Raw genomic sequence first — 19,273 nt, 5'->3', positions numbered from 1 at the left:
GACACAGGCGAGCCACGCCCGTCGACGATGAAGGAATGACGGGCGGAGCGTCGCTGCTTTCGCTTCGACGCGCCGCTCGCTCCCACCGCTATTGCGCGATCACGAGCCCGCCGCCGGCGCAGTGGAGGTCAGCCATGCGTGCAGTTTTTGCAGCAGTTCCTGGAAGTCGATGGGCTTGCCGACCAGCGCGTCGAAGCCCGCGTCGATGGCCGCCTGCCTGTCCGCTTCGCGGTTGAGTCCGATGATCGCGACGGTCCCGATGCGCGCGCGTTGCGGGTCGGCCTTGATCTTCCGCACCAGCGCATACGCGTCGCCCGCCGACGCGCGCACGTCCACGATCAACACGTCGACGGGCCGGTCGGCGAGCGCTTCCCATGCCTGCGCTGCGCCCGCCACGGCCGTCACCGATGCCTTTTCCAGCTCCAGCAACGCCGTCAACGACGACACGAAGTCCGCGTCGTCCTCGACGATCAGCACGCGCGCGCCCGCAATCGCGTATTGCGCCGACGAGTCATCGCGCGGCGGCGCGTGGGTCTCGTCCATCGCCGGGAGCCAGACGCTCATCGTCGTGCCGTGCCCGAGGCCGTCCGACTGCGCGGCGACGCGTCCGCCATGCATGTCGACGAGCTGCCTGACGAGCGCAAGGCCGATGCCGAGGCCGCCGCGCATGCGGTTGCGCGCGCCCTGGCGGAACATGTCGAAGACGGTGGACAGTTCCGACGGGTCGATGCCTTCGCCCGTATCCGCCACGTCGATGCGCATCATGCCTTCTTCGCGCGTCAGGCGCAGATCGATCCGGCCGCCGGCGCGCGAAAACTTCAGCGCGTTGGATACGAGGTTCCACAGGACCTGCTCGCACCGGATGGGATCGGCGAGCACCATCGCGGGCTGCTCGACGCCCGTCGCGGACACGACTACACCGCGTTCGGCCGCGTCCGACTCACACGATTGCACGATGCCGTTCACCGTGGCGGCCAGATCGACGGGCCCGAGATCGAGCTTGAGCTTGCCGGTGTTCACGCGCGAAAAATCGAGCAGATCGTCGATGATCTGCGCCTGGCTGCGCATCGCGCGGCGAATCGCATCCGCCGTTTCGCGCACGGCTTCGATGCCGCGCGTCTCGGGCAGGCGCGGCAGCATTTCCGCCTTCACGCCGATCAGGTTCAGCGGATGTTTCAGCTCGTGCGACAGCACGGCGATGAAATCGTCCTTCAGCTGATTCGACAGCGACTCCTTCTGGCGCTCCGTGCGTTCCCTCGCGAGCGCGGCCTCTTGCGCGTCCTCGCGCTCCTTGCGCTCCGTGAGGTCGCGCGCGATCTTCGCAAAGCCGGTGAACGACGCGTCGCGGATCGGCGTCACGACGCCGCTGCAATAGACCCTGCGATGATCCTTCGTCAGATGCCAGCGCTCGTCGTCCGCGCGTCCGTCCTTTGCGGCTGTTTCGCGCTCGAGCGCGGGCACGTTTGTCGCGCGATCGTCGGGCTGATAGATCAGTTCGATGTCCTTGCCCAGCACTTCGGTCTCGGTGTAGCCGAAAATCCGCTCGGCGCCCGCGTTCCAGCTGACGATGCGCCCCGACGGGTTCTGAACGATGATCGCGTAATCGTTGGTGGACTGCGCGACGAGCCGCAGCCGCTGCTCGCCGATGCGAGCCTGCTCTTCCGCCTCGTGCCGCTTCGTGATGTCGATCAGCGTCAGCACCGCGCCGTCGATCCGGTCGTCGGCCGTGCGGTACGGCAGCAGGCGCATCAGATACCACTTGCCGTCGTGGCTTTGCACTTCGCGCTCGATCAGCTTCAGGCTCTCGAACGCCTCCTTGACGTCTTCCGCGAGCGTCGGATGCTGAAGCGAATGCGTGATGTCGAACAGCGAGCGCCCGATGTCAGAATCGATCAGCTTGAAGATGCGGGTCGCGCTCGGCGTGAAGCGTTTCACCTGGATCTTCTTGTCGACGAACACGGTCGCGATGTCGGTCGAGACGATGATGTTCTGCAAGTCGTCGTTGGCCTTCGCGGTGTCTTCGACGCGCGCCTGCAACTCGGCGTTGACGGTCGTCAGCTCTTCGTTGACCGACTGCAATTCCTCCTTGCTGCTTTCGAGTTCTTCCGTCGCCGAACGCAGTTCTTCGTTGATCGCCTGAAGCTCTTCGTTCGACGCCTTCAGTTCCTCGACGGAAGTTTCATACTGCTCGATGGTGGTCGCCAGCTGCTCGCGGCTGTGTTGAAGCTCCTGTTCGAGCTGCACGAGCACAGGGTCCTGGCCTTCGTTCTCCGACTCGCCCTCGTCCGTCATCCGCTCCTGCACTTCATCGAACAGCACGATGAAGAAGTCCGCGTTCAGGCCCGGATCATGGAACGGCCGCACGGTCATGTTGATCCACGACGGCCGGCCGTCGTGCATCATCTTGACGCGCCGCGCCTCGACGCTCGCGCCCGTTTGCAGCGCGCGAAAGAGCGTCGTGCGCAGGTCGAGCCGAAGCTCGGGCACGACGACGGCCATGATGTTCGTCGACGGCTCGCCGCCCGCATGCCGCAGAAATCGTCCGACATTGTCGGACAGATGCACGATCGTCGAGTCCCGATCGACGATCACGCTCGGCGGCGCATACTCTTCGAGCACCCGCTGGTGCAGCGCTGAGAACGAGAAGCCGCGGCGCTCGGGCGGGCCAGGCGGCGGCGCCGATGCGCCGCTCGCCGGTGCCTCTTCATGCGTCGTCGACGCCGCCACGGAGAGCGACGGGAAGCCGACGGCGGGTTTCACGCGATTGACGGCCGGCTTCGCGCGGTAGATGCGGTTCTTCTTGTCGACGATGGCGAAAAGATCGTCGGCGGCATCGGCCGATTCCGCCGTGCCGAGAAACAGATAGCCGTCCGGGCGCAGCGCAAAGTGAAACAGCTCCAGAATCTGCCGCTGCACCGCGCGGTCCAGATAGATGAGCACGTTGCGGCAGGAAATCAGATCGAGATGTGAGAACGGCGGATCGCGCAACAGGCTATGCGCCGCAAACAGAATGCGTTCGCGCACCGTCTTCACAATCAGATAGCGCGAGCCGTCCTGCGTGAAATAGCGCCGCAGGAGCTCGGACGGCACGTCGCTCGCAATGGTGCTCGGATACGAGCCCGTGCGCGCGCGCACGATCGCGGAATCGTCGATGTCGGTGGCGAACACCTGCATCGCGGCCGCCGAGCCCGCCGCTTCGCGTGCCTGCGCGAGCAGGATCGCAATCGAATACGCTTCCTCGCCCGTCGAGCAGCCGGCCACCCACACGCGCACCTGGGCTTCGCTCGTCGCCGAGCGGAACAGCGACGGCATCACCGCGCGCTGCAACACGTCGAATGCCTCGCGATCGCGGAAGAACTGCGTCACGCCGATCAGCATGTCCGCGAGCAGCGCCGTCGTTTCCTCGGGCGTGTTGCGCAGGAACGTGCGATACGCTTCGAGGTCGCGCACGCCGTTGACCTGCATGCGCCGCTCGATGCGCCGTAGCACGGTCGCGCGCTTGTAGTGCCGGAAATCGTGGCCGGTGCGCACCCGCAAATGCATCAGGATGTCTTGCAGCGCGCGCTCCGATCCGCCGCGGGACTGGTCGTCGGGCTGCTCGGCCGCAAGCTCGGCGTTGTCGGGCAACGGCAAGCGGATTTTCTGCGCGTTGTTCCACAATTCGAGCAGCCGCTGCGGCATCTCCGCGACGGGCAACACGATGTCGACCTGGCCCGTCGTGATCGCGTGATTCGGCATTTCGGGGTATTCGGCGTCGTTCGGCTCCTGTGCGATCGTCACGCCGCCGCTTTCCTTCACGCGGCTCAGTCCTGCCGCGCCGTCCGAGCCCGTACCCGACAGCACGATGCCGACGGCGTGCATGTCATGGGCATCCGCGAGCGTGCGGAAAAACTCGTCGATCGTCACCGTTGCGTGGCTGCGCTTTTCGCGCTCGCCGACGTGCAGATATCCCTCTGACAGCCACAGCTGCTTGCCGGGCGCGATCACATAGACGTGATTCTTCTCGATGGCCGTCGTGCTCGTGACCTGCGTGACAGGCATGCGCGTCGCGCGTTGCAGGATCTCGTCAGCGTGACTCGCGTGCTCCGGCGACAGGTGCAGGATGATCACGAACGCCATGTCCATCGTGGCGGGCGCATTCTCGAAGAACCGGATCAATGCCTGCACGCCGCCCGCAGACGCGCCTATCCCCACGACAGGAAACGGCAGCGTGCTGTGCGAGGCCGTGCCGGAACCGCTGCCTTCCGGGCTTTGCGATGTGCTTTTGCTCATACTGGAACCTACCCTTTACTCGGATTCCGCGCGTGCCCGGTTTAGTCGATGACGGGCAGTCAGCAAGCGCGCCGATGGATGTTGGGAAATACGCGTCCATTCGGGAATGGCGGCGGGCGAGCCGTGAGCCGAACGGCCGGTGCAATCGGAGCCTTTATAACAAATTTCTAGTGGGGACCATCGATCATTGTCGATCAAATCCATCGACGCGCGCAAAGTGCGATGGGTTAGCGGTCCAATGGAAGCGGAAAAGGCGGCGACCGGCAGAGGAACGCGTGCCGGTCATATCGATGCGGGTAGGTTGCAGCGCAGCATGAAGAGGGAGGACAGCGGCGGCGAGCAACGCCGCCAGCGACGCTCAACGTATCCGCTCACGTCGAAGCGCAGCTCCAGCGTGCCGGAGTCAGCAGGTCAACAGGCTGTGATCAGAGAAGCTGCTTTTGTGCTGCCGCACGATCGCGACCGACGGCAACCGATGGCGAGTGATTGCAAACGGTACACGGTCCGTTGAAACATCGCGGCGTTGCGGCGCGACGGGCGCGCCGCATCATGCGCAAGTCAGGCAGCACACATCACGCGGCCGACATCCGCTCGACGGCTGTCACCCTGACGGGTATCGACTTCGCGCCCGGCACCTTGCTTTCCTTTGCGTAATGCCACAGCGGCAGCAGCGGATTGCACTCGGGATAGTAGCCGCCGATGCAGCCGGCGGGAATGTCGTACGGCACGATGGACAGCCCTTGCACCTTGCGCTCGATCCCGTCGTCGGCGATGGTTTCCAGCGTCACGCGGTCGCCTTCGCGCAGTTCGCGCTGCGCCATGTCGGCGCGATTCATCAGCAGCACCATCCGCGTTCCCCTGATGCCGCGAAAGCGATCGTCGTGGTTGTAGATCGTCGTGTTGAACTGGCTGTCCGCGCGCAGCGTCATCAGGCGCAATGCGCCGGGCTCGCGCTCGGGCATGTCCGGGTCCTCGCCCAATGCCTCCGTCACCATGAACTCGGCCTTGCCGCTCTTCGTCTTCCATTTCCGCTCGCGCGCGGGCATCGGCCGCGGAAAGCCGCCGGGCGTCCACATGCGCGCATCGAAGTCGTAAAAGGTCTCGGGATACGTCTGCGCAATGGCCGCGCGCACGCGCGAGTAATCGTCTCGCCATGCATCCCAGTCGACGGTCGAGCGTTCCTTTAGCGTCGCCTTCGCGATGCCCGCGATGATGAACGGCTCGGAACGGATGTGCGGCCCCGCCGGCTCGATGACGCCTTTCGAACCGTGGATGCACGCCGTGCTGTCCTCCATCGATACCGCCTGCTCGCCGCTCGCCTGCCGGTCGATCTCGATGCGGCTCAGGCACGGCAGGATGTACGACACCTCGCCGTGCACGAGATGGCTGCGATTGAGCTTCGTCGCGATGTTGACCGTCATGCGCAGACGGCTCCACGCGGGCTCCGTCTGGCCGCGGTCGGGCACCGACCGCACGAGATTGCCGCCCAGGTTGACGACGGCGCGCACGTCGCCCTTCACCATCGCCTCGAATGCTTCGACGATGTTCATGCCTTTTTCTCGCGGCGGCTCGAACGAGAACTGCGCGGCCAGCTTGTCGAGCGGCGCAAGTTCGGGCTTCTCGGTGATGCCCACCGTGCGTTGTCCCTGCACATTCGAATGGCCGCGCACGGGTGACGGTCCCGCGCCGGGCTTGCCGATGTTGCCGCGCAGGAGCAACAGGTTGCACAGCATCCGCACGTTCTGCACGCCCATCCGATGCTGCGTCAGCCCCATGCCGTAGTGAACCATCACGGCGTTCGCTTTCGCGTATTCGGTCGCGGCGGCTTCAAGCGCCTCGCGAGACAGGCCGCTCACCTGCTCGATGTCGGCCCAACTGGTCTCGCGCGCATAACGCGCGAATGCTTCGAAGCCTTTCGTATGCTCGTCGATGAAGTTCACGTCGAGAACACGCGGACGGCCATCGTGAACGGCCTGATCGTCGGCGTCGATCACGGCCTTGCAGATGCCGAGAATCGCAGCCGTATCGCCGCCCGTCTTCACCTGATGGTATTGCGTGCTGATCTGCGTTTCGGCGGGCGTCAGCATTTTGCCGGGCGATTGCGGATTCGCGAAGCTGATGAGGCCGGGCTCTTTCAGCGGATTGAACGTGATGATGGGCACGCCGCGCTTGCGCGCTTCTTCCAGCTGATGCAGCATGCGCGGGCTGTTGGTCCCCGTGTTCTGTCCGAAGAAAAACATCAGATCGGTCTTTTCGAAGTCGTCGAGCATGATCGTGCCCACGCCGACGCCGATCGCCTCTTTCAGTCCGACACTCGTGCTTTCGTGACACATGTTCGAGCTGTCGGGCAGGTTGTTCGTGCCGTACATCCGCGCGAACAACTGAAGCATGTACGACGTTTCGAGCGATGCGCGACCCGATGTATAGAACACGGCGCGGCCCGGATCGATGGCGCGCAACTCGCGGCCGATTTCCTCGAATGCCTGTTCCCAGCTGACGGGCACATAGCGGTCCGTCGATGCGTCGTAGCGCAGCGGCTCCGTCAGGCGCCCCGCCTCTTCGAGATCGTGATCGTGCCACGTCAGCAGTTCGCGAACCGTATAGGCGCGAAAGAAATCGGACGTGACGCGCTTGGCCGTCGTGTCCCATGCGGTCGCCTTCGCGCCGCTCTCGCAGAACTCGAACGTGTGCGGCGACGCGGGCTTCGCCCACGAGCAGCTGACGCACATGTACCCGTCCGGCTTGTTCTGGCGCAGCAGGATCGTACTGTCTTTCAACGCGACTTTTTCCTGCGTCAGGATTCTCACCACGGACTTCAGCGAACCCCATCCGCCCGATGCCCAAGGGTAGGCCGGATTTTTCGTTTCCTTGCTCATTCGTCGCTCCGCGTCAAATGACTCACAACGTGATGCCTGAGCAATCGATGTTCCTCCGGCGCGGTGTTCATTGGCGTGCATGTATTGGCGCATGCACTGACGTGATCTCATTGGCGCGGTCTGGTGGAACGGGACATGCTCAACGCTTTGCCTGATCCCTTCGACACCTTCATGCCATGTCCACCACGAACCGTTCCATGTCCCCGACGATCACGACGATGATCCGTCTCGACCATACGCACGTGATTTCCGCGTTTCATCGATACCGGAACGAAACCGCGTGGTGGCGCAAGCGCGCGATCGTCAATTCCGTTTGCGCGGCACTTGAGATTCACGCGCAACTGGAGGAAGAGATCTTCTATCCCGCGCTGGCCCGCGTGGACCCGGACAACGAGACGCTGAAAAGCAGCCGTGCCGAACACGACGCGATGCGCGAAGTGATCGCTACGTTGCGCAGCATGGGCCCGGAAAACGCCGCATACGATGCGCTCTTCATGCAACTGATCCGCGAGACTTTGCATCACGTCGCCGATGAGGAAACGACATTGCTGCCGATCGCGGAGCGCTCGTTGAAACACGAGCTAAGAACGCTGGGCGCGCAGATGACGCAACGGCGGATGCAGCTGCTTGGCGAGCGTCCCGTGGAGATCGCCGTCAATACGGCGGGCACGTTCCCCGTCGCAACGGCATTGCTCGCGACGGTCGTCGCGTGCGGAATGGTCAAGCTGTTCAGCGGCAATCACCGTGCGCGGGCGTCGCACGCGTGAGCATGCCTGTGGGTCCGGTTAACACGCGGACAACCATGTGGACGTGTGACATCCGCGCGCGCCGAAGCCGCGCGCGGCGACGCTTGACTACATGCACGAAGTTCAGGCCGAGCGGCCGAACGACAGCGACCTGTCACCGGCGAGCTTGCTGCCCACTTGCTCCAGTTTCTTCGTGAGCTCGGCTTTGCGGGCGCCGAGCTTGTCACCGAGTGCGACGAGGTCGACTCCGCGCTGACGCAATTCCGGAAACAGCTCCGATTCTTCTTCCTCGATGTGGTGCCGAACCAGTTCCGACATCACCTTGAACGTCGCATCGAAGCCTTCGTCGCCGGGCTTCAGCGAATCGAACTTCTCGATGAGGGTCTTCACGAGATAGTGCTCGACATAGGCTTCGTTCACGTCGAGCGCGTCGTCTTTGCCGAGCGCCTTGTGCGCGGCGGGGTACAGAATCTCTTCCTCGATGATCGAATGCACGGTCAGCTCTTCGCATGCGCGCTGCGCGAGCGTCCCTTTTGCTTCGAGATCGTCGTCGCCCGCTTTTTCGAATGCATCGAACAGTTTTTCGACGGCGCGATGATCGCTCTTCAACAATTCGATTGCGTCCGATCCCGAATTGCGCGCCGCCGACGCGGCAACGGGTTTGTGTGCGGCCTCAGTCATGATCGACTCCATGAAGTGTGATTGCTGTGAAGAATCGCGGCGGCATCTATCGGCCGCCGCGACGCGTGATGTGGCCGCGTCGGATCAGCAATGGGCGTTCCTCGCGGGCACGTCATGACAGTGCGGCAGTGCTCAGTCGTCGCTCCGCGCGCCGCCGAGCAATGCGGCCGCCGCAAGTCCGGCTGCCAGTGCGATATACACGGCCGCGAGAGACCGATTCGACAGATGAGCGTCGAAGCCCGGCGTCAGTCGCTCGGGCACCAGGTGATAGTCGACGGCGTACGCCGTTGCAGCCGTCGCTGTCGCAGCTGTTGCAACGGCAACGGCGTCCCGACGCGACGATCCACGCGATAGACGGTCGCGCAGTCCCTCGAAGAGCATCGCCCATAGCACAGCCGACGCCTCGTGAATCGCAAGACCCGTCAGTGAGAAGCGTGCGCTAAAGTGCGTCTCTGCAAACGCGCGGTGAGGCCACAAACAATGCGTGACGGCGTTGATCGGGGCAATCGCGCTCGAACCTTCTGCCGCCGCGCGCCACCCGGCAACGACAGCAGCCAGCGCACCCGCAAGCAAGCCCGAGCGCACTGAGCGTTGAATGATGGACGGGCTCATCGCATGTGCGCGCCGGTCCTGCCACTCGATATATCGGGCCATTGGAAGTCTCCCGGACTCATGCGTGCAATCCTGTTCATGAGCTCTTGTTGCCTGGCTCATGCGTGCGTGTATCGAAGGTATCGTTGCCACAGTGCGGGCATTTGGGGATCTTCTTGCCGTGCGTCACGTGCGTCGTCTTGTGACATTTTTCACAGCGGAAGTCACCCGTCTTTTGCGCGATTTCACCGGCTTTGGCTGACATGGCAGTTCTCCTGGGGAGATGCGAGCGACGCACGGATGCGAGCGCAAAGGCACGTCGCCGTTGCGTTCGGGTTCAGCATGGCCTATGCCCAGCATCGTGGGCAGCTTGCGGCGCGCGTAGCATTTACAACGTGCACGTTCACACGTGCCGCTCTGCCATACGACGGATCATCCGCGCGCGCAGGCATAGCCGTTGCGCGAATGAGAGCATTCCACCGGGGATGAAGCCATGACAGATCGAGATGCAGTCACCCACTCGCCACGTCGCCCATTCCGCCTGTTCGCGCTGGAAGACCGCGTGCTCGCGCAAAACATGGACGGCAAGCTAATCGACATCGGCGCAATGACTCGCGACGGCGATCGCTGCGTCATCCGTCTGGACGTCGACGGAATCACGACATCACCGCAGCCCGATCCTGAAAGCGCGCTCGCGGCGCTGAAACCGCTGCTCACGTTCGAGTATCTCGATGGCCTGTTTACGGCTGTCGCAGCAGAGCATCCACAAGGGGTGCTCGAAGGATGCCCTTCCGTCGTGCTAGTGCTCGACGAACCGGTGCCGCCGTCGACGGGGCCAACCGATGCGCCGCACCGCTTCTAGATGCGTTCGGGAAACGCCCGGCCCCGGGCCATCGCGCAATCGACGCTCACCAGAACCCCCGCATAGGCAGACTCGCGCAGCGCCCCGTACAGTTCCGCGACGCTGCACCCATCGCACGCAACATTAGGTCTTGAGCAACGCGAGCTGGGATCGCACGATCTGATCGGAGCGGCCCACGATGAGGACCTTGCCGTGCGGCACGCGCGAGCGCGGCGCGTTCAGCAGCGCATCGCCGCATAAAGTCAGGTCGGCCGACAACCACACGAGCTTCGCCCGCTCGCACGCCTGCCCGGCCTCGATGACGGCAAGCGGATCGGACGGATGGCAACCGGCCGGGCGCTGCACTCGCTGGAAAGCCCGTCCCAGACGCGCGAGCATCACGCCGTATTGATTTGTGTACCGCGTCGCCATCCGCGTTCGCAGCATCATGGGTCGCCGAAAACGAAACGGCTGCATTGTTCAAAGCATTTGACGTCGTGAGCTACCCGTCAGACATCGATCGAAGGCTCGCGAACGAATGCCGGCAAAAGCCTTACCGTGGACCTCGTTAGCGAAAACCAGGCCGATGCTCAAGTTGTATGCTTGTGAAAAGACCTGCCGACGAAACGGTGCACGACGACTCCGTCATGGTCGGCGGACCCGCGCTGCACGACTGACCGGACCATCTCCGCTACGATAGTCACCTTCGAGCCAAACGAGATCGTCCCGAGAGCAACAAACTGGCGTTTCGATCGGCGAATCCCAGGCATGAAACGTGCTAAAAACTTCGATTGGCCATTGGTGACGCTTGACATGAACCAGCGGAAGAACGGGAAGACGACGATGCAAGACGACGACCAGGGCAACCTTTCGCTCCCGGAAGACTGGTGCCGGCGATGGGTCAGCTCCGTTCGCGACTATGCAGTGATCGGGCTGTCGCACGACGGCACGATCAAGACGTGGAACGTCGGCGGCGAGCACATTCACGGCTTCGTGAGCGAGGAAGTCATTGGCCGGCATTTCGACATGTTCCATACGCCGGAAGCTCGTGCTCAAGGCGCCGCCGCGGCCGCCCTCGAAACGGCGCGGCGCACGGGACGTTCCGAGTCGGAAGGCTGGCGCATCCGGCGCGATGGCTCGCGCTTCTGGGCCAGCGTCGTCATCACGGCATTGAAAGACGAGCAGGGCCGCGTCGCCGGTTTCGCCAAAATCGTGCGCGACATGACGGACAAGAGAATCGCGCACGAAGCGGTTGTCGAAAGCGAGCAGCGCTTCCGGATGCTCGTCAACGGCGTCACGGATTACGCGATCTTCATGCTGTCGCCCGACGGCACGATCGCGAACTGGAACGCCGGCGCGCGGCGAATCAAAGGCTTCAGCGCGGAAGAAGTAATCGGCTCGCACTTCTCCCGTTTCTATACGCCCGAAGATGCGGCAGCCGGACTGCCGGAACGTGGGCTGGCAATCGCCGCGAACGAAGGACGCTTCGAGTCCGAGGGATGGCGAGTGCGCAAGGATGGCAGGCGCTTCTGGGCTCACGTCGTAATCGACGCGATCAAGGGCGAAGACGGCGCGCTTGTCGGTTTTGCGAAGATCACGAGGGACATCACCGAACGCCTGGACGCCAGCCGGCAGCTCGAAGAGACTCGCACGGCACTGTTTCGGGCCCAGAAGATGGAAGCCGTGGGCAAGCTGACGGGCGGCGTCGCTCACGACTTCAACAACCTGCTGCAGATATTGCGCGGCAATCTCGAACTGCTCGACAGCCGGCATCACCGCGATTCGTGGACGCGCGAGCGGGTCAGCAAGGCCATCGACGCGGTCGACCGTGGCTCGAAGCTCGCATCGCAACTGCTGGCGTTCGGCCGCCAGCAACCGTTGCAGCCCGTGGTCATCAATCTCGCGGCGGCGCTTCGCGGCATGGACGACCTGCTTCGGCGCGCGCTCGGTGAAACGATACGTGTCGAGACGGTCGTCGCGGGCGGACTGTGGAACACGCTGGTCGACATCCATCAGCTCGAAAACGTGATCCTCAATCTCGCTATCAATGCGCGAGACGCGATGCCCGACGGCGGCAGGCTGACGATGGAGCTGTCGAACGCGATGCTCGACGACGAATACATCGCGACCGTTCCGGATGTCGCCGCCGGACAGTACGTGCTGCTGGCCGTCACGGATACGGGCATAGGCATGCAGCAAGACGTCGTCGAGCGCGCATTCGATCCGTTCTTCACCACGAAGCCCGAAGGCCACGGTACGGGCCTCGGGCTGAGCATGGCTTATGGCTTCGTGAAGCAGAGCGGCGGGCATATCAAGATCTACAGCGAGATCGACCACGGCACGACCGTCAAGATCTATCTGCCGCGCTCCGCCAAGGCGGCCATCGAGCCGCCGCCGCGAACGCGCGCGCCCGTGAGGGGAGGAACGGAAACGATCCTCGTCGTCGAGGACGACCAGAAAGTGCAGACGACCGCGATCGACACGCTCTCCGAGCTCGGCTACAACGTGCTGAAGGCCGACGATGCGTCACAGGCGCTGACCGTGCTGCGAAGCGGCGTGGATGTCGACCTGCTGTTTTCCGACGTCGTGATGCCCGGCCCCGTTCGCAGCACCGACATGGCGGCACAGGCCGTCACGCTGCTGCCGCGTCTGAAGGTGCTGTTCACATCGGGCTATACGCACAATGCAATCGTCCACGGCGGCAGACTCGATCCGGGTGTCGAACTGCTCAGCAAGCCCTATAGCCGCGAGCAGCTCGCACACAAGATCAGGCAGATACTCGACAGCGGAAAAGACGCGCTCTCGGAAAACGGTTCCGTCATCGAGCGCGCGGATGGCGCGCAGACGATGCGCATCCTGCTCGTCGACGATGACGGGAATCTGTCGGAAGCGATCAACGAACTGATCCGCCTGCTCGGCCACGCGCCGAAATTCACCACGTCGCCCGAAGAAGCGCTCGGCTGGCTGCGCGAAGAGCCGTTTGACGTGATGATCACGGATATCAGGATGCCGGGCATCGATGGCATCGAACTCGCCAGGCAGGCGGCGGCGATTCAGCCGTCGATACGCGTCGTGTTTTCGTCGGGCTACGAGATGCCGGCTGTACCCGCGTTGCCCTTTCGCTGGGCCGCGCTGCGCAAGCCATTCACGCTCGAAGAACTGGGCGCCGTATTGCAGGGCTTCAGCGACTGACGCGCGGACTGGCCCGTGACCTGGTTGCATCGGCAATGACCTCGCAGGAGACATCGAATGAGCCGCTATACGACAACGGAGATCGATTCGCTCGCGCAGCAATTCGACAGAGACGGCATGGTGATGCTGCGCCAGCACTTTCCGAAAGACACGCTGCGCCGATGGCAAGAGGCATTCGACGTGCTGCTCGATGAACGCATCCGCTCCAATGCGACCGCCGTCCGAGGGCAAAACAGGCATTACATCACGCTGCCTTTCACGGGCGCTTTCGCCGACGAGACGATTTTCGCGGACCCCGACGTGTTGGGCATTGTCGAGCGCGTGGCGGGCGACGACCCGGTCATGTGCCAGCTTGCCTCCGATACGCCGCTGCACGGCTCCGACTATCAGGACATACACCGCGACACGCCGGCGCTCTTCGACGGCTTTCCTGAAACGCCGTCGTTCCAGCTAGCGATCAACTTTCCGCTGTGCGACGTGACGCTCGATAACGGGCCATTCGAAACGACGATTGGCACGCATCGTATGCATGCCGACGAAGCGATGCGAGCGCACGCAAATGGACACGCGCCGTTGCAGGCGATCACGATGGAACTCGGCGATGTGATGATCCGGGACGTGCGCGCCTTGCACAGAGGCACGCCCAACCGGACGCAGACTCCACGTCCGATGATCGTGATCGGCTACAGCCGCAGCTGGTACTTCCGGCCCGAAGTGCGCATCGACGTTCCCGAAAGCGTCTATCGATCGCTGAGCGCCAAGGCCCGGCGACTGCTCCGGTACATGCCGCGCGTGGACAATGCAGATGGCCATGCCGCCGGCGAAAGCTACACGAAATTCGCCTATTGACCGACGATGCGCCTGCAAAGCGACAAAAGCTACAAAGGACGCATCGTCCGCGAGCGCTTTACTGATCGATGACGAAGCCGTCGAAATGCGGCCGCATCGAAATCGGCTTGACGAGCGGCGGCCGGATTTTTTGCGCGTCGGGGAGCAGCGCCATGCCGAGCCCCGGTCCGCTCGGAATATCGACGAAGCCTTCGCGCGGCAGCGGCACCTTGTCGACGATATCGCTGCCCAGATGCTTGCCCGTCGATTCGAACACGCCCGCCTCGAAGCCCGTTGCGTATTCCTGAATCGCGAAGTTCGGAATGGCTGCGGCCACTTGCAGACATGCGGCAAGACCGATCGGCGACAGCGGATTGTGCGGCACGACCTGCACGTGATGCGCCTCGGCCATCGCCGCCACTTTCTTCGCGCCCGTGATGCCGCCGCACACGGCGACATCCACGCGCGCGTATTCGACCGCGTTGCGCGCGAGCAGCGCCTGGAACTCGTAGATCGTGCAGAAGCGCTCGCCCGTCGCGATCGGCACGCGGATGCGATCGGCGACACGCGCCATCGCGTCCGCGTTCTCGGGGCGAATCGGATCTTCGACGAACATCGGCGTGTCCTGTTCGATGCCGTTGGTGAACGTCACCGCTTCGGCGGGCGTGAGACGGCGGTGCAGTTCGACCAGCAGATCGACGCGGTCGCCCACCACTTCGCGCATCCGGTGCACGTTCTCGATCGCATCGCGCATCTTGCGGATATGGGTCTTGAAGTAGACCTTGTCGTTGCCTTCGTCGAGGAACGGGTTGATATGGCCGAACGCGTTGAACCCCGCCTCCATCTTGCGCTGACATTCCTCCAGCACTTTTTCGATCGTGCTTTCGTAAATGTGCCCATAAATCCGGGCTTTTTTGCGCGCCGGCCCGCCGAGCAGTTCGTAGATCGGCACGTTGAGCGCCTTGCCCTTGATGTCCCACAGCGCGATGTCGATGGCCGAAATCGCCGCGTTGATCGCCAGTCCCTGGAAGTAGCTGAAGCGATGCATTACGTTCCAGTGATGCTCGATATCGAAGGCCCGCTTGCCGACGAGATATTCCGCAAAGCGCTGGATCGCGGTGCCCGCCGCTTCGATATGCCCCCAGATGCCGGCTTCGCCGTAGCCCGTGATGCCTTCGTCCGTATCGATGCGCACGAACATGAACTGGCCGACATGCAGCGGCTCAACCTTGATGATCTTCATTTCTGCTCCTGTACTCATTACTTGTAGTCACTACCTGCGTTCGTTGCCTTGAGACATCCGAAAAACGCTGTACGTATGCGCGGATCAGCGCGCATCGTGCGAGACGGCGACCGGGCCGCCGGACACCGTGCTTTCTTCCCGCGTGTGATCTTCGAGCGTGCGGCCCCGCGTTTCAGGACCGAGCAGCACCGACACCGCCGTAATGACGCCGAGCGCCACCACGTACCACGCGACCAGATGCGGCGAGCCTTGTCCTGCGGCCAGCAGCGCGACGGCGATCATCGGCGCGATACCGCCCGAAATCGGCGACGTCACTTCGCGGGCCAGCGAGAAGCCTGTGTAGCGCACGCGTGACGGAAACATCTCCGCGAGCCACGGACTTTGCGCCGAAGTCATCATCGTCTTGGCGATCGACGAGACGAGGAAGAGCCCCGTATAGATCCACACGAGCTCGCCCGTTTGCAGCATCGAGAAGAACGGGAAAATGGCGATGCCGGAAATCAGCGCGCCGCCCATATAAATGGGCTTTCTGCCGACGAGGTCCGAGATCCAGCCGAACAGCGGAACCGTGATGAATTGCGCGGCGGTGCTCCACATCAGCGCGGTCACGATCGTGTCGCGCGACATGTGCAACTGTTGAGTCACATAGACGATCACGAACGATTCGTAGATGTAGGCGAGCGAGTTGTCACCGAGACGCGCGCCCCACGCGCACAACATCGGCCGCAACGAGGTACGCAGCACTTCCGTGATCGGCGCGCGCACCACCGCCTTGTTGCGGCGCAATTCCTCGAATACAGGGGTTTCCTTGAGCCGGCTGCGCAGCAGCAGACCCATCGCGACGACCACGGCGCTAAGCAGGAACGGAATGCGCCAGCCCCATGCCTCGAAGCTTCCTTTCGACATCGACGACGAAATGTGGAAGGTCGCGAGCGACATCAGCAGGCCGAGCGCGACGCCCGTATAAGGCAGCGAGCCGTACAGGCCGCGCCGCTTCGCGGGCGCGTACTCGATCACCATCAGCACCGCGCCCGCATACTCGGCGCCCGAGCCGAGACCTTGCGCCGCGCGCAGTACGCACAGCAGCAGCGGCGCCCATACGCCGACGGCCGCATACGTCGGCAACAGACCCATCAACGTGGTCGAGCCGCCCATCAACAGCAGCGTGATGATCAATACGGCCTTGCGTCCGATGCGGTCGCCGAGGCGCCCGAAAATCACGCTGCCCGCGGGCCGCACGATAAAGCCGATCGCGAAGCTCGCATACGCGAGCAGCGTGCCCGTCAGGTGGTCGTACTTGGGGAAGAACAGATGGTTGAATAGCGTCGCCGCGGCCGTGGCGTACAGGTAGTAGTCGTACCACTCCATCGCCGTGCCGACGATCGCGCTCAGGGTTGCGTTGCGAACCGCCCGCCGGATTTCCGGCGTCATACGTGCTGCGCTTTCCACATATCACCTCTTTGTCTTTGCGCGCTGCCCCTGTGCGCGGCGCGCCGTCTCGCTCCATGATGGACCCCGCCCTTCGCTCACTCGTCGCGGCTCCTCGCTCTCGGTCTCTTCTCGCCCCGGTTCTTGGAAACGTTTCCCGGAAACGTTTCCAAACGATAGTCGTTGTAAACTGTCGTGTCAAGAGGAGAACAGTCGATGAGTGACAACCTGCCGGGCGATCCGAAGACGCGGCCTGGAATCAAGGCGGTGGCGGCATTGGCCGGCGTGGGCATCGCGTCGGTGTCGCGCGTGCTGTCCGGTCAGCCGGGGTCGAGCCCGCAGCTGACGCAGCGCGTGCTCGAAGCTGCGCGCACGCTCGGCTACACGCCGAACGCACTGGCGCAAGGATTGCGCAGGAAGGCGACTCGCTCGATCGGCTTTGTCGGATCGGATATCACGAACCCACTGATCGCATCGATCGTGGGCGGCGCGGAGAGCGTGCTGAGCGTGGCCGGTTTCTCCGTCCTCTTGACCAACTCGGGCGGCGTGCCGAGCGTGGACGCCGAGCGTATCGAAGTGCTGATGCAGCGGCAGGTCGACGGTCTCATCGTGCTGCCCGCGCTCGAAGACGATCCCGCGACGCTGGCGGCCTTACGCGCGACAAAGGCGCCCATTGCGCTGATCGACCGCGAGTTGCCGGCGGACATCCCCGCGCATTACGTGCTGTCGGATCACCACCAGGGCGTCGGCGATGCAGCGCGCTATCTGCTCGCGAGCGGACATCGGCGCATAGGCCTCGTCGTCGGACGCGACGTGCGCCCGACGCGAGAAAGGATTCGCGCGATGGAATCCGCGTTCGACACGTTCGGCGTCAAGCGCGATCTGATCGTGCATCGCGGGACGCTGTCGCCCGAACATGGCAAGGCCGCGCTCGAGGAAATGCTCGATGCGAAGCGGCCGCCGACCGCCATCGTGCTCGGCGGCAATCAGTTGCTCGAAGGCGCGCTGGAGGTGGTCCACAGACGCGGCGTGCAACTCGGAACCGACCTGTCGCTGGTCAGTTGCGACGACGTCCCTCTTTGCCGTTTCCATCAGCCGGCTATCGCGACTGTGATGCGCGACGCTGCGCAGCTTGGCGCGCGCGCCGCGCAGATACTGCTGGCACAGATCGAGGCGCCGGGCGAGCCGGAGACGGTGAGCCTGCCGACGTGGTTCGTGCCGCGGCCAAGTTGCGGCGCGGCTCGCGCCACAGCCGCCAAAAAGCTGCAACGCGCGTAGCGCACAGTCCCGCTCTTCAGATTTCGGCCGACAACTCGATGGCGCGATCGACCATTCGCGGCGCGAGGCCGAGATAGTTCGACGGATCGGTCATCCGATCAATTGCAGCGCGATCGAAATGGCGCGTGACTTCGGGCAGCGCGGCCAACGCATCGGCCAGTGTGCCGCCCTGCTCGTTCGCGGCGCGGCACGCGTCGTAGATGATGTCGTGCGCCTGCTGGCGTCCCGTGTACGGCGCCATCTCCATCATCGCGGCCTCGGCGACGATGAGTCCCTTGCTGATCCCGAGGTTGTGCTTCATGCGCTCAGTGTCGACGATCAGTCCGCCGAGCGCGAACTTCGCCTGATGCAGCGCGCCCGACGTGAGAATGAAGCTCTCAGGAATCGCGATCCACTCGGCGTGCCACGGACCCGTCGCGCGTTCGAAGTCCTGGATCATCGCGTCGACCATCAGGCCCGCGTGTTGCCGCACGGCTTTCGCGGCGGCAAGCATCAACTCGCTCGAAATGGGATTGCGCTTTTGCGGCATCGTGCTGCTCGCGCCGCGCCCCTTGACGAAGGGTTCGTACACTTCGCCGAATTCGTTCGACGCCATGATCATGATGTCGACCGCGATCTTGCCGAGCGAGCCCGTCACGAGCGCGAGCAGGTTGACGGCCTCGGCGAAGCCGTCGCGCGCGACGTGCCACGTCGTTGCAGGCACACCGAGTTTCAGTTCGTCGGCGAGCGCGGTCTGCACGTCGAAGCCCTTTCGACACTACTTCGAAATAGACAAGCGCCCGCAGGCCAATGCGCCCGACGCGACGACCTCGTCCAGTTCGCCGCGATTACCGAGCGCCATGTCCGCTCGATCACGGAACTGTCGGCGAGTCCTTCGCTTGCGCTCAAACTCGGCGTCGAGGCGGGAACCCGTCTGCTGCGCGTCGAAATGCTGCGCGTCGATCCGTCCAAGCCGGACGCGCCGCTATGCTGGACCGACGTCTATCTGGAAGTGGCGCTGGGCACGGGCATCAAGCGCGAGTTGCGCAACAGCACGGGCCTGATATGCGAGATGGTCGAGAAACGCTTCGGCCGGTCGGTGCAGAACGTGCGCCAGGAGATCAGGGCGATCGGCGTGCCCGCGAATATCGCCGAACCGCTCGGCGTGGCGCCCGACTCTCACGCGCTGGAGATCGTCAGGCGCTACTTCGATGCGCGTGGCCTCGTGTTCGAGGCCACCGTGAGCGTGTTTCCCGCAGATCGCTATTCGTACGCGCTGGAGCTTACGAGGCAGGGCTGAGCGTGCGGCGGGACATCA

General features: G+C 63.6%; 14 protein-coding genes and 1 pseudogene. 6 read left to right on the top strand and 9 right to left on the bottom strand.

All coding sequences use genetic code 11. The features are described from left to right. Window positions 1-99 precede the first annotated feature (99 nt). A complete protein-coding gene (locus tag AABE10_RS14795) occupies window positions 100-4,272 on the bottom strand; it encodes a CheR family methyltransferase (protein ID WP_342934023.1) in 4,173 nt (1,390 codons plus the stop codon). Between the two features lie 572 nt (window positions 4,273-4,844). After that, window positions 4,845-7,148: an FdhF/YdeP family oxidoreductase gene (locus AABE10_RS14790; protein ID WP_342934022.1), complete on the bottom strand. Its 2,304-nt coding sequence runs from the start codon at window positions 7,146-7,148 to the stop codon at window positions 4,845-4,847. Window positions 7,149-7,324: 176 nt separating this feature from the next. Between AABE10_RS14790 and AABE10_RS14785 the strand changes: the two genes are divergently transcribed. Continuing rightward, on the top strand, window positions 7,325-7,915 hold the full coding sequence (locus AABE10_RS14785; protein WP_342934021.1) for a hemerythrin domain-containing protein: 591 nt from the start codon (window positions 7,325-7,327) through the stop codon (window positions 7,913-7,915). Window positions 7,916-8,017: 102 nt separating this feature from the next. Here AABE10_RS14785 and AABE10_RS14780 read toward each other — a convergent pair whose 3' ends face one another. The 3 genes from AABE10_RS14780 to AABE10_RS14770 form a co-directional block, all read right to left on the bottom strand. Next, window positions 8,018-8,575, bottom strand: a complete 558-nt coding sequence (locus tag AABE10_RS14780) for a hemerythrin domain-containing protein (RefSeq protein WP_342934020.1) — start codon at window positions 8,573-8,575, stop codon at window positions 8,018-8,020. A gap of 132 nt (window positions 8,576-8,707) precedes the next feature. Continuing rightward, the gene (locus tag AABE10_RS14775) at window positions 8,708-9,229 is read right to left on the bottom strand and encodes a hypothetical protein (protein ID WP_342934019.1); all 522 of its coding nucleotides are present in this window, start codon (window positions 9,227-9,229) and stop codon (window positions 8,708-8,710) included. Window positions 9,230-9,263: 34 nt separating this feature from the next. Then, on the bottom strand, window positions 9,264-9,431 hold the full coding sequence (locus tag AABE10_RS14770; protein WP_342934018.1) for a zinc ribbon-containing protein: 168 nt from the start codon (window positions 9,429-9,431) through the stop codon (window positions 9,264-9,266). A gap of 228 nt (window positions 9,432-9,659) precedes the next feature. On the opposite strand from AABE10_RS14770, the gene AABE10_RS14765 reads away from it, so the two are divergent. Beyond that, entirely contained in the window at window positions 9,660-10,028 is a 369-nt protein-coding gene (locus AABE10_RS14765) for a hypothetical protein (RefSeq protein ID WP_342934017.1), read from the top strand. A gap of 123 nt (window positions 10,029-10,151) precedes the next feature. Here AABE10_RS14765 and AABE10_RS14760 read toward each other — a convergent pair whose 3' ends face one another. Next, on the bottom strand, window positions 10,152-10,406 hold the full coding sequence (locus AABE10_RS14760) for a hypothetical protein (RefSeq protein ID WP_342934016.1): 255 nt from the start codon (window positions 10,404-10,406) through the stop codon (window positions 10,152-10,154). Window positions 10,407-10,850: 444 nt separating this feature from the next. On the opposite strand from AABE10_RS14760, the gene AABE10_RS14755 reads away from it, so the two are divergent. Then, window positions 10,851-13,199, top strand: a complete 2,349-nt coding sequence (locus AABE10_RS14755) for a PAS domain S-box protein (protein WP_342934015.1) — start codon at window positions 10,851-10,853, stop codon at window positions 13,197-13,199. Between the two features lie 57 nt (window positions 13,200-13,256). Beyond that, on the top strand, window positions 13,257-14,048 hold the full coding sequence (locus tag AABE10_RS14750; protein WP_342934014.1) for a phytanoyl-CoA dioxygenase family protein: 792 nt from the start codon (window positions 13,257-13,259) through the stop codon (window positions 14,046-14,048). A gap of 58 nt (window positions 14,049-14,106) precedes the next feature. Here the strand turns inward: AABE10_RS14750 and AABE10_RS14745 are convergent, their stop codons facing one another. Together AABE10_RS14745 and AABE10_RS14740 are read right to left on the bottom strand one after the other, a co-directional pair. Beyond that, window positions 14,107-15,270, bottom strand: a complete 1,164-nt coding sequence (locus AABE10_RS14745; RefSeq protein WP_342934013.1) for a mandelate racemase/muconate lactonizing enzyme family protein — start codon at window positions 15,268-15,270, stop codon at window positions 14,107-14,109. Window positions 15,271-15,354: 84 nt separating this feature from the next. Beyond that, window positions 15,355-16,719 carry an MFS transporter gene (locus AABE10_RS14740; RefSeq protein ID WP_342934012.1) on the bottom strand — a complete coding sequence of 455 codons (1,365 nt, stop codon included), beginning with the start codon at window positions 16,717-16,719 and terminating at the stop codon, window positions 15,355-15,357. Window positions 16,720-16,914: 195 nt separating this feature from the next. Here AABE10_RS14740 and AABE10_RS14735 point away from each other — a divergent pair, with 195 nt between their 5' ends. Next, on the top strand, window positions 16,915-17,976 hold the full coding sequence (locus tag AABE10_RS14735) for a LacI family DNA-binding transcriptional regulator (protein WP_342934011.1): 1,062 nt from the start codon (window positions 16,915-16,917) through the stop codon (window positions 17,974-17,976). 16 nt (window positions 17,977-17,992) lie between these two features. Here the strand turns inward: AABE10_RS14735 and AABE10_RS14730 are convergent. Next, window positions 17,993-18,727: pseudogene (locus AABE10_RS14730) on the bottom strand (lyase family protein); the annotation flags it as partial. On the opposite strand from AABE10_RS14730, the gene AABE10_RS14725 reads away from it, so the two are divergent. Further along, on the top strand, window positions 18,659-19,255 hold the full coding sequence (locus AABE10_RS14725; RefSeq protein WP_342934010.1) for a UTRA domain-containing protein: 597 nt from the start codon (window positions 18,659-18,661) through the stop codon (window positions 19,253-19,255). The pseudogene AABE10_RS14730 and the gene AABE10_RS14725 overlap by 69 nt on opposite strands. Window positions 19,256-19,273 lie beyond the last annotated feature (18 nt).

The sequence above is a fragment of the Paraburkholderia diazotrophica genome (assembly GCF_038900755.1).
Taxonomy (GTDB): domain Bacteria; phylum Pseudomonadota; class Gammaproteobacteria; order Burkholderiales; family Burkholderiaceae; genus Paraburkholderia; species Paraburkholderia diazotrophica_A.
This window is presented reverse-complemented; position numbering and strand designations above follow the sequence as displayed.

Coding starts and splice junctions, on each gene's coding strand:
- AABE10_RS14770 (WP_342934018.1), bottom strand. CDS start 9,431: ATGTCAGCCAAAGCCGGTGAAATCGCGCAAAAGACGGGTGACTTCCGC.
- AABE10_RS14785 (WP_342934021.1), top strand. CDS start 7,325: ATGTCCACCACGAACCGTTCCATGTCCCCGACGATCACGACGATGATC.
- AABE10_RS14760 (WP_342934016.1), bottom strand. CDS start 10,406: ATGCTCGCGCGTCTGGGACGGGCTTTCCAGCGAGTGCAGCGCCCGGCC.
- AABE10_RS14755 (WP_342934015.1), top strand. CDS start 10,851: ATGCAAGACGACGACCAGGGCAACCTTTCGCTCCCGGAAGACTGGTGC.
- AABE10_RS14735 (WP_342934011.1), top strand. CDS start 16,915: ATGAGTGACAACCTGCCGGGCGATCCGAAGACGCGGCCTGGAATCAAG.
- AABE10_RS14750 (WP_342934014.1), top strand. CDS start 13,257: ATGAGCCGCTATACGACAACGGAGATCGATTCGCTCGCGCAGCAATTC.
- AABE10_RS14745 (WP_342934013.1), bottom strand. CDS start 15,270: ATGAAGATCATCAAGGTTGAGCCGCTGCATGTCGGCCAGTTCATGTTC.
- AABE10_RS14775 (WP_342934019.1), bottom strand. CDS start 9,229: ATGGCCCGATATATCGAGTGGCAGGACCGGCGCGCACATGCGATGAGC.
- AABE10_RS14765 (WP_342934017.1), top strand. CDS start 9,660: ATGACAGATCGAGATGCAGTCACCCACTCGCCACGTCGCCCATTCCGC.
- AABE10_RS14795 (WP_342934023.1), bottom strand. CDS start 4,272: ATGAGCAAAAGCACATCGCAAAGCCCGGAAGGCAGCGGTTCCGGCACG.
- AABE10_RS14790 (WP_342934022.1), bottom strand. CDS start 7,148: ATGAGCAAGGAAACGAAAAATCCGGCCTACCCTTGGGCATCGGGCGGA.
- AABE10_RS14780 (WP_342934020.1), bottom strand. CDS start 8,575: ATGACTGAGGCCGCACACAAACCCGTTGCCGCGTCGGCGGCGCGCAAT.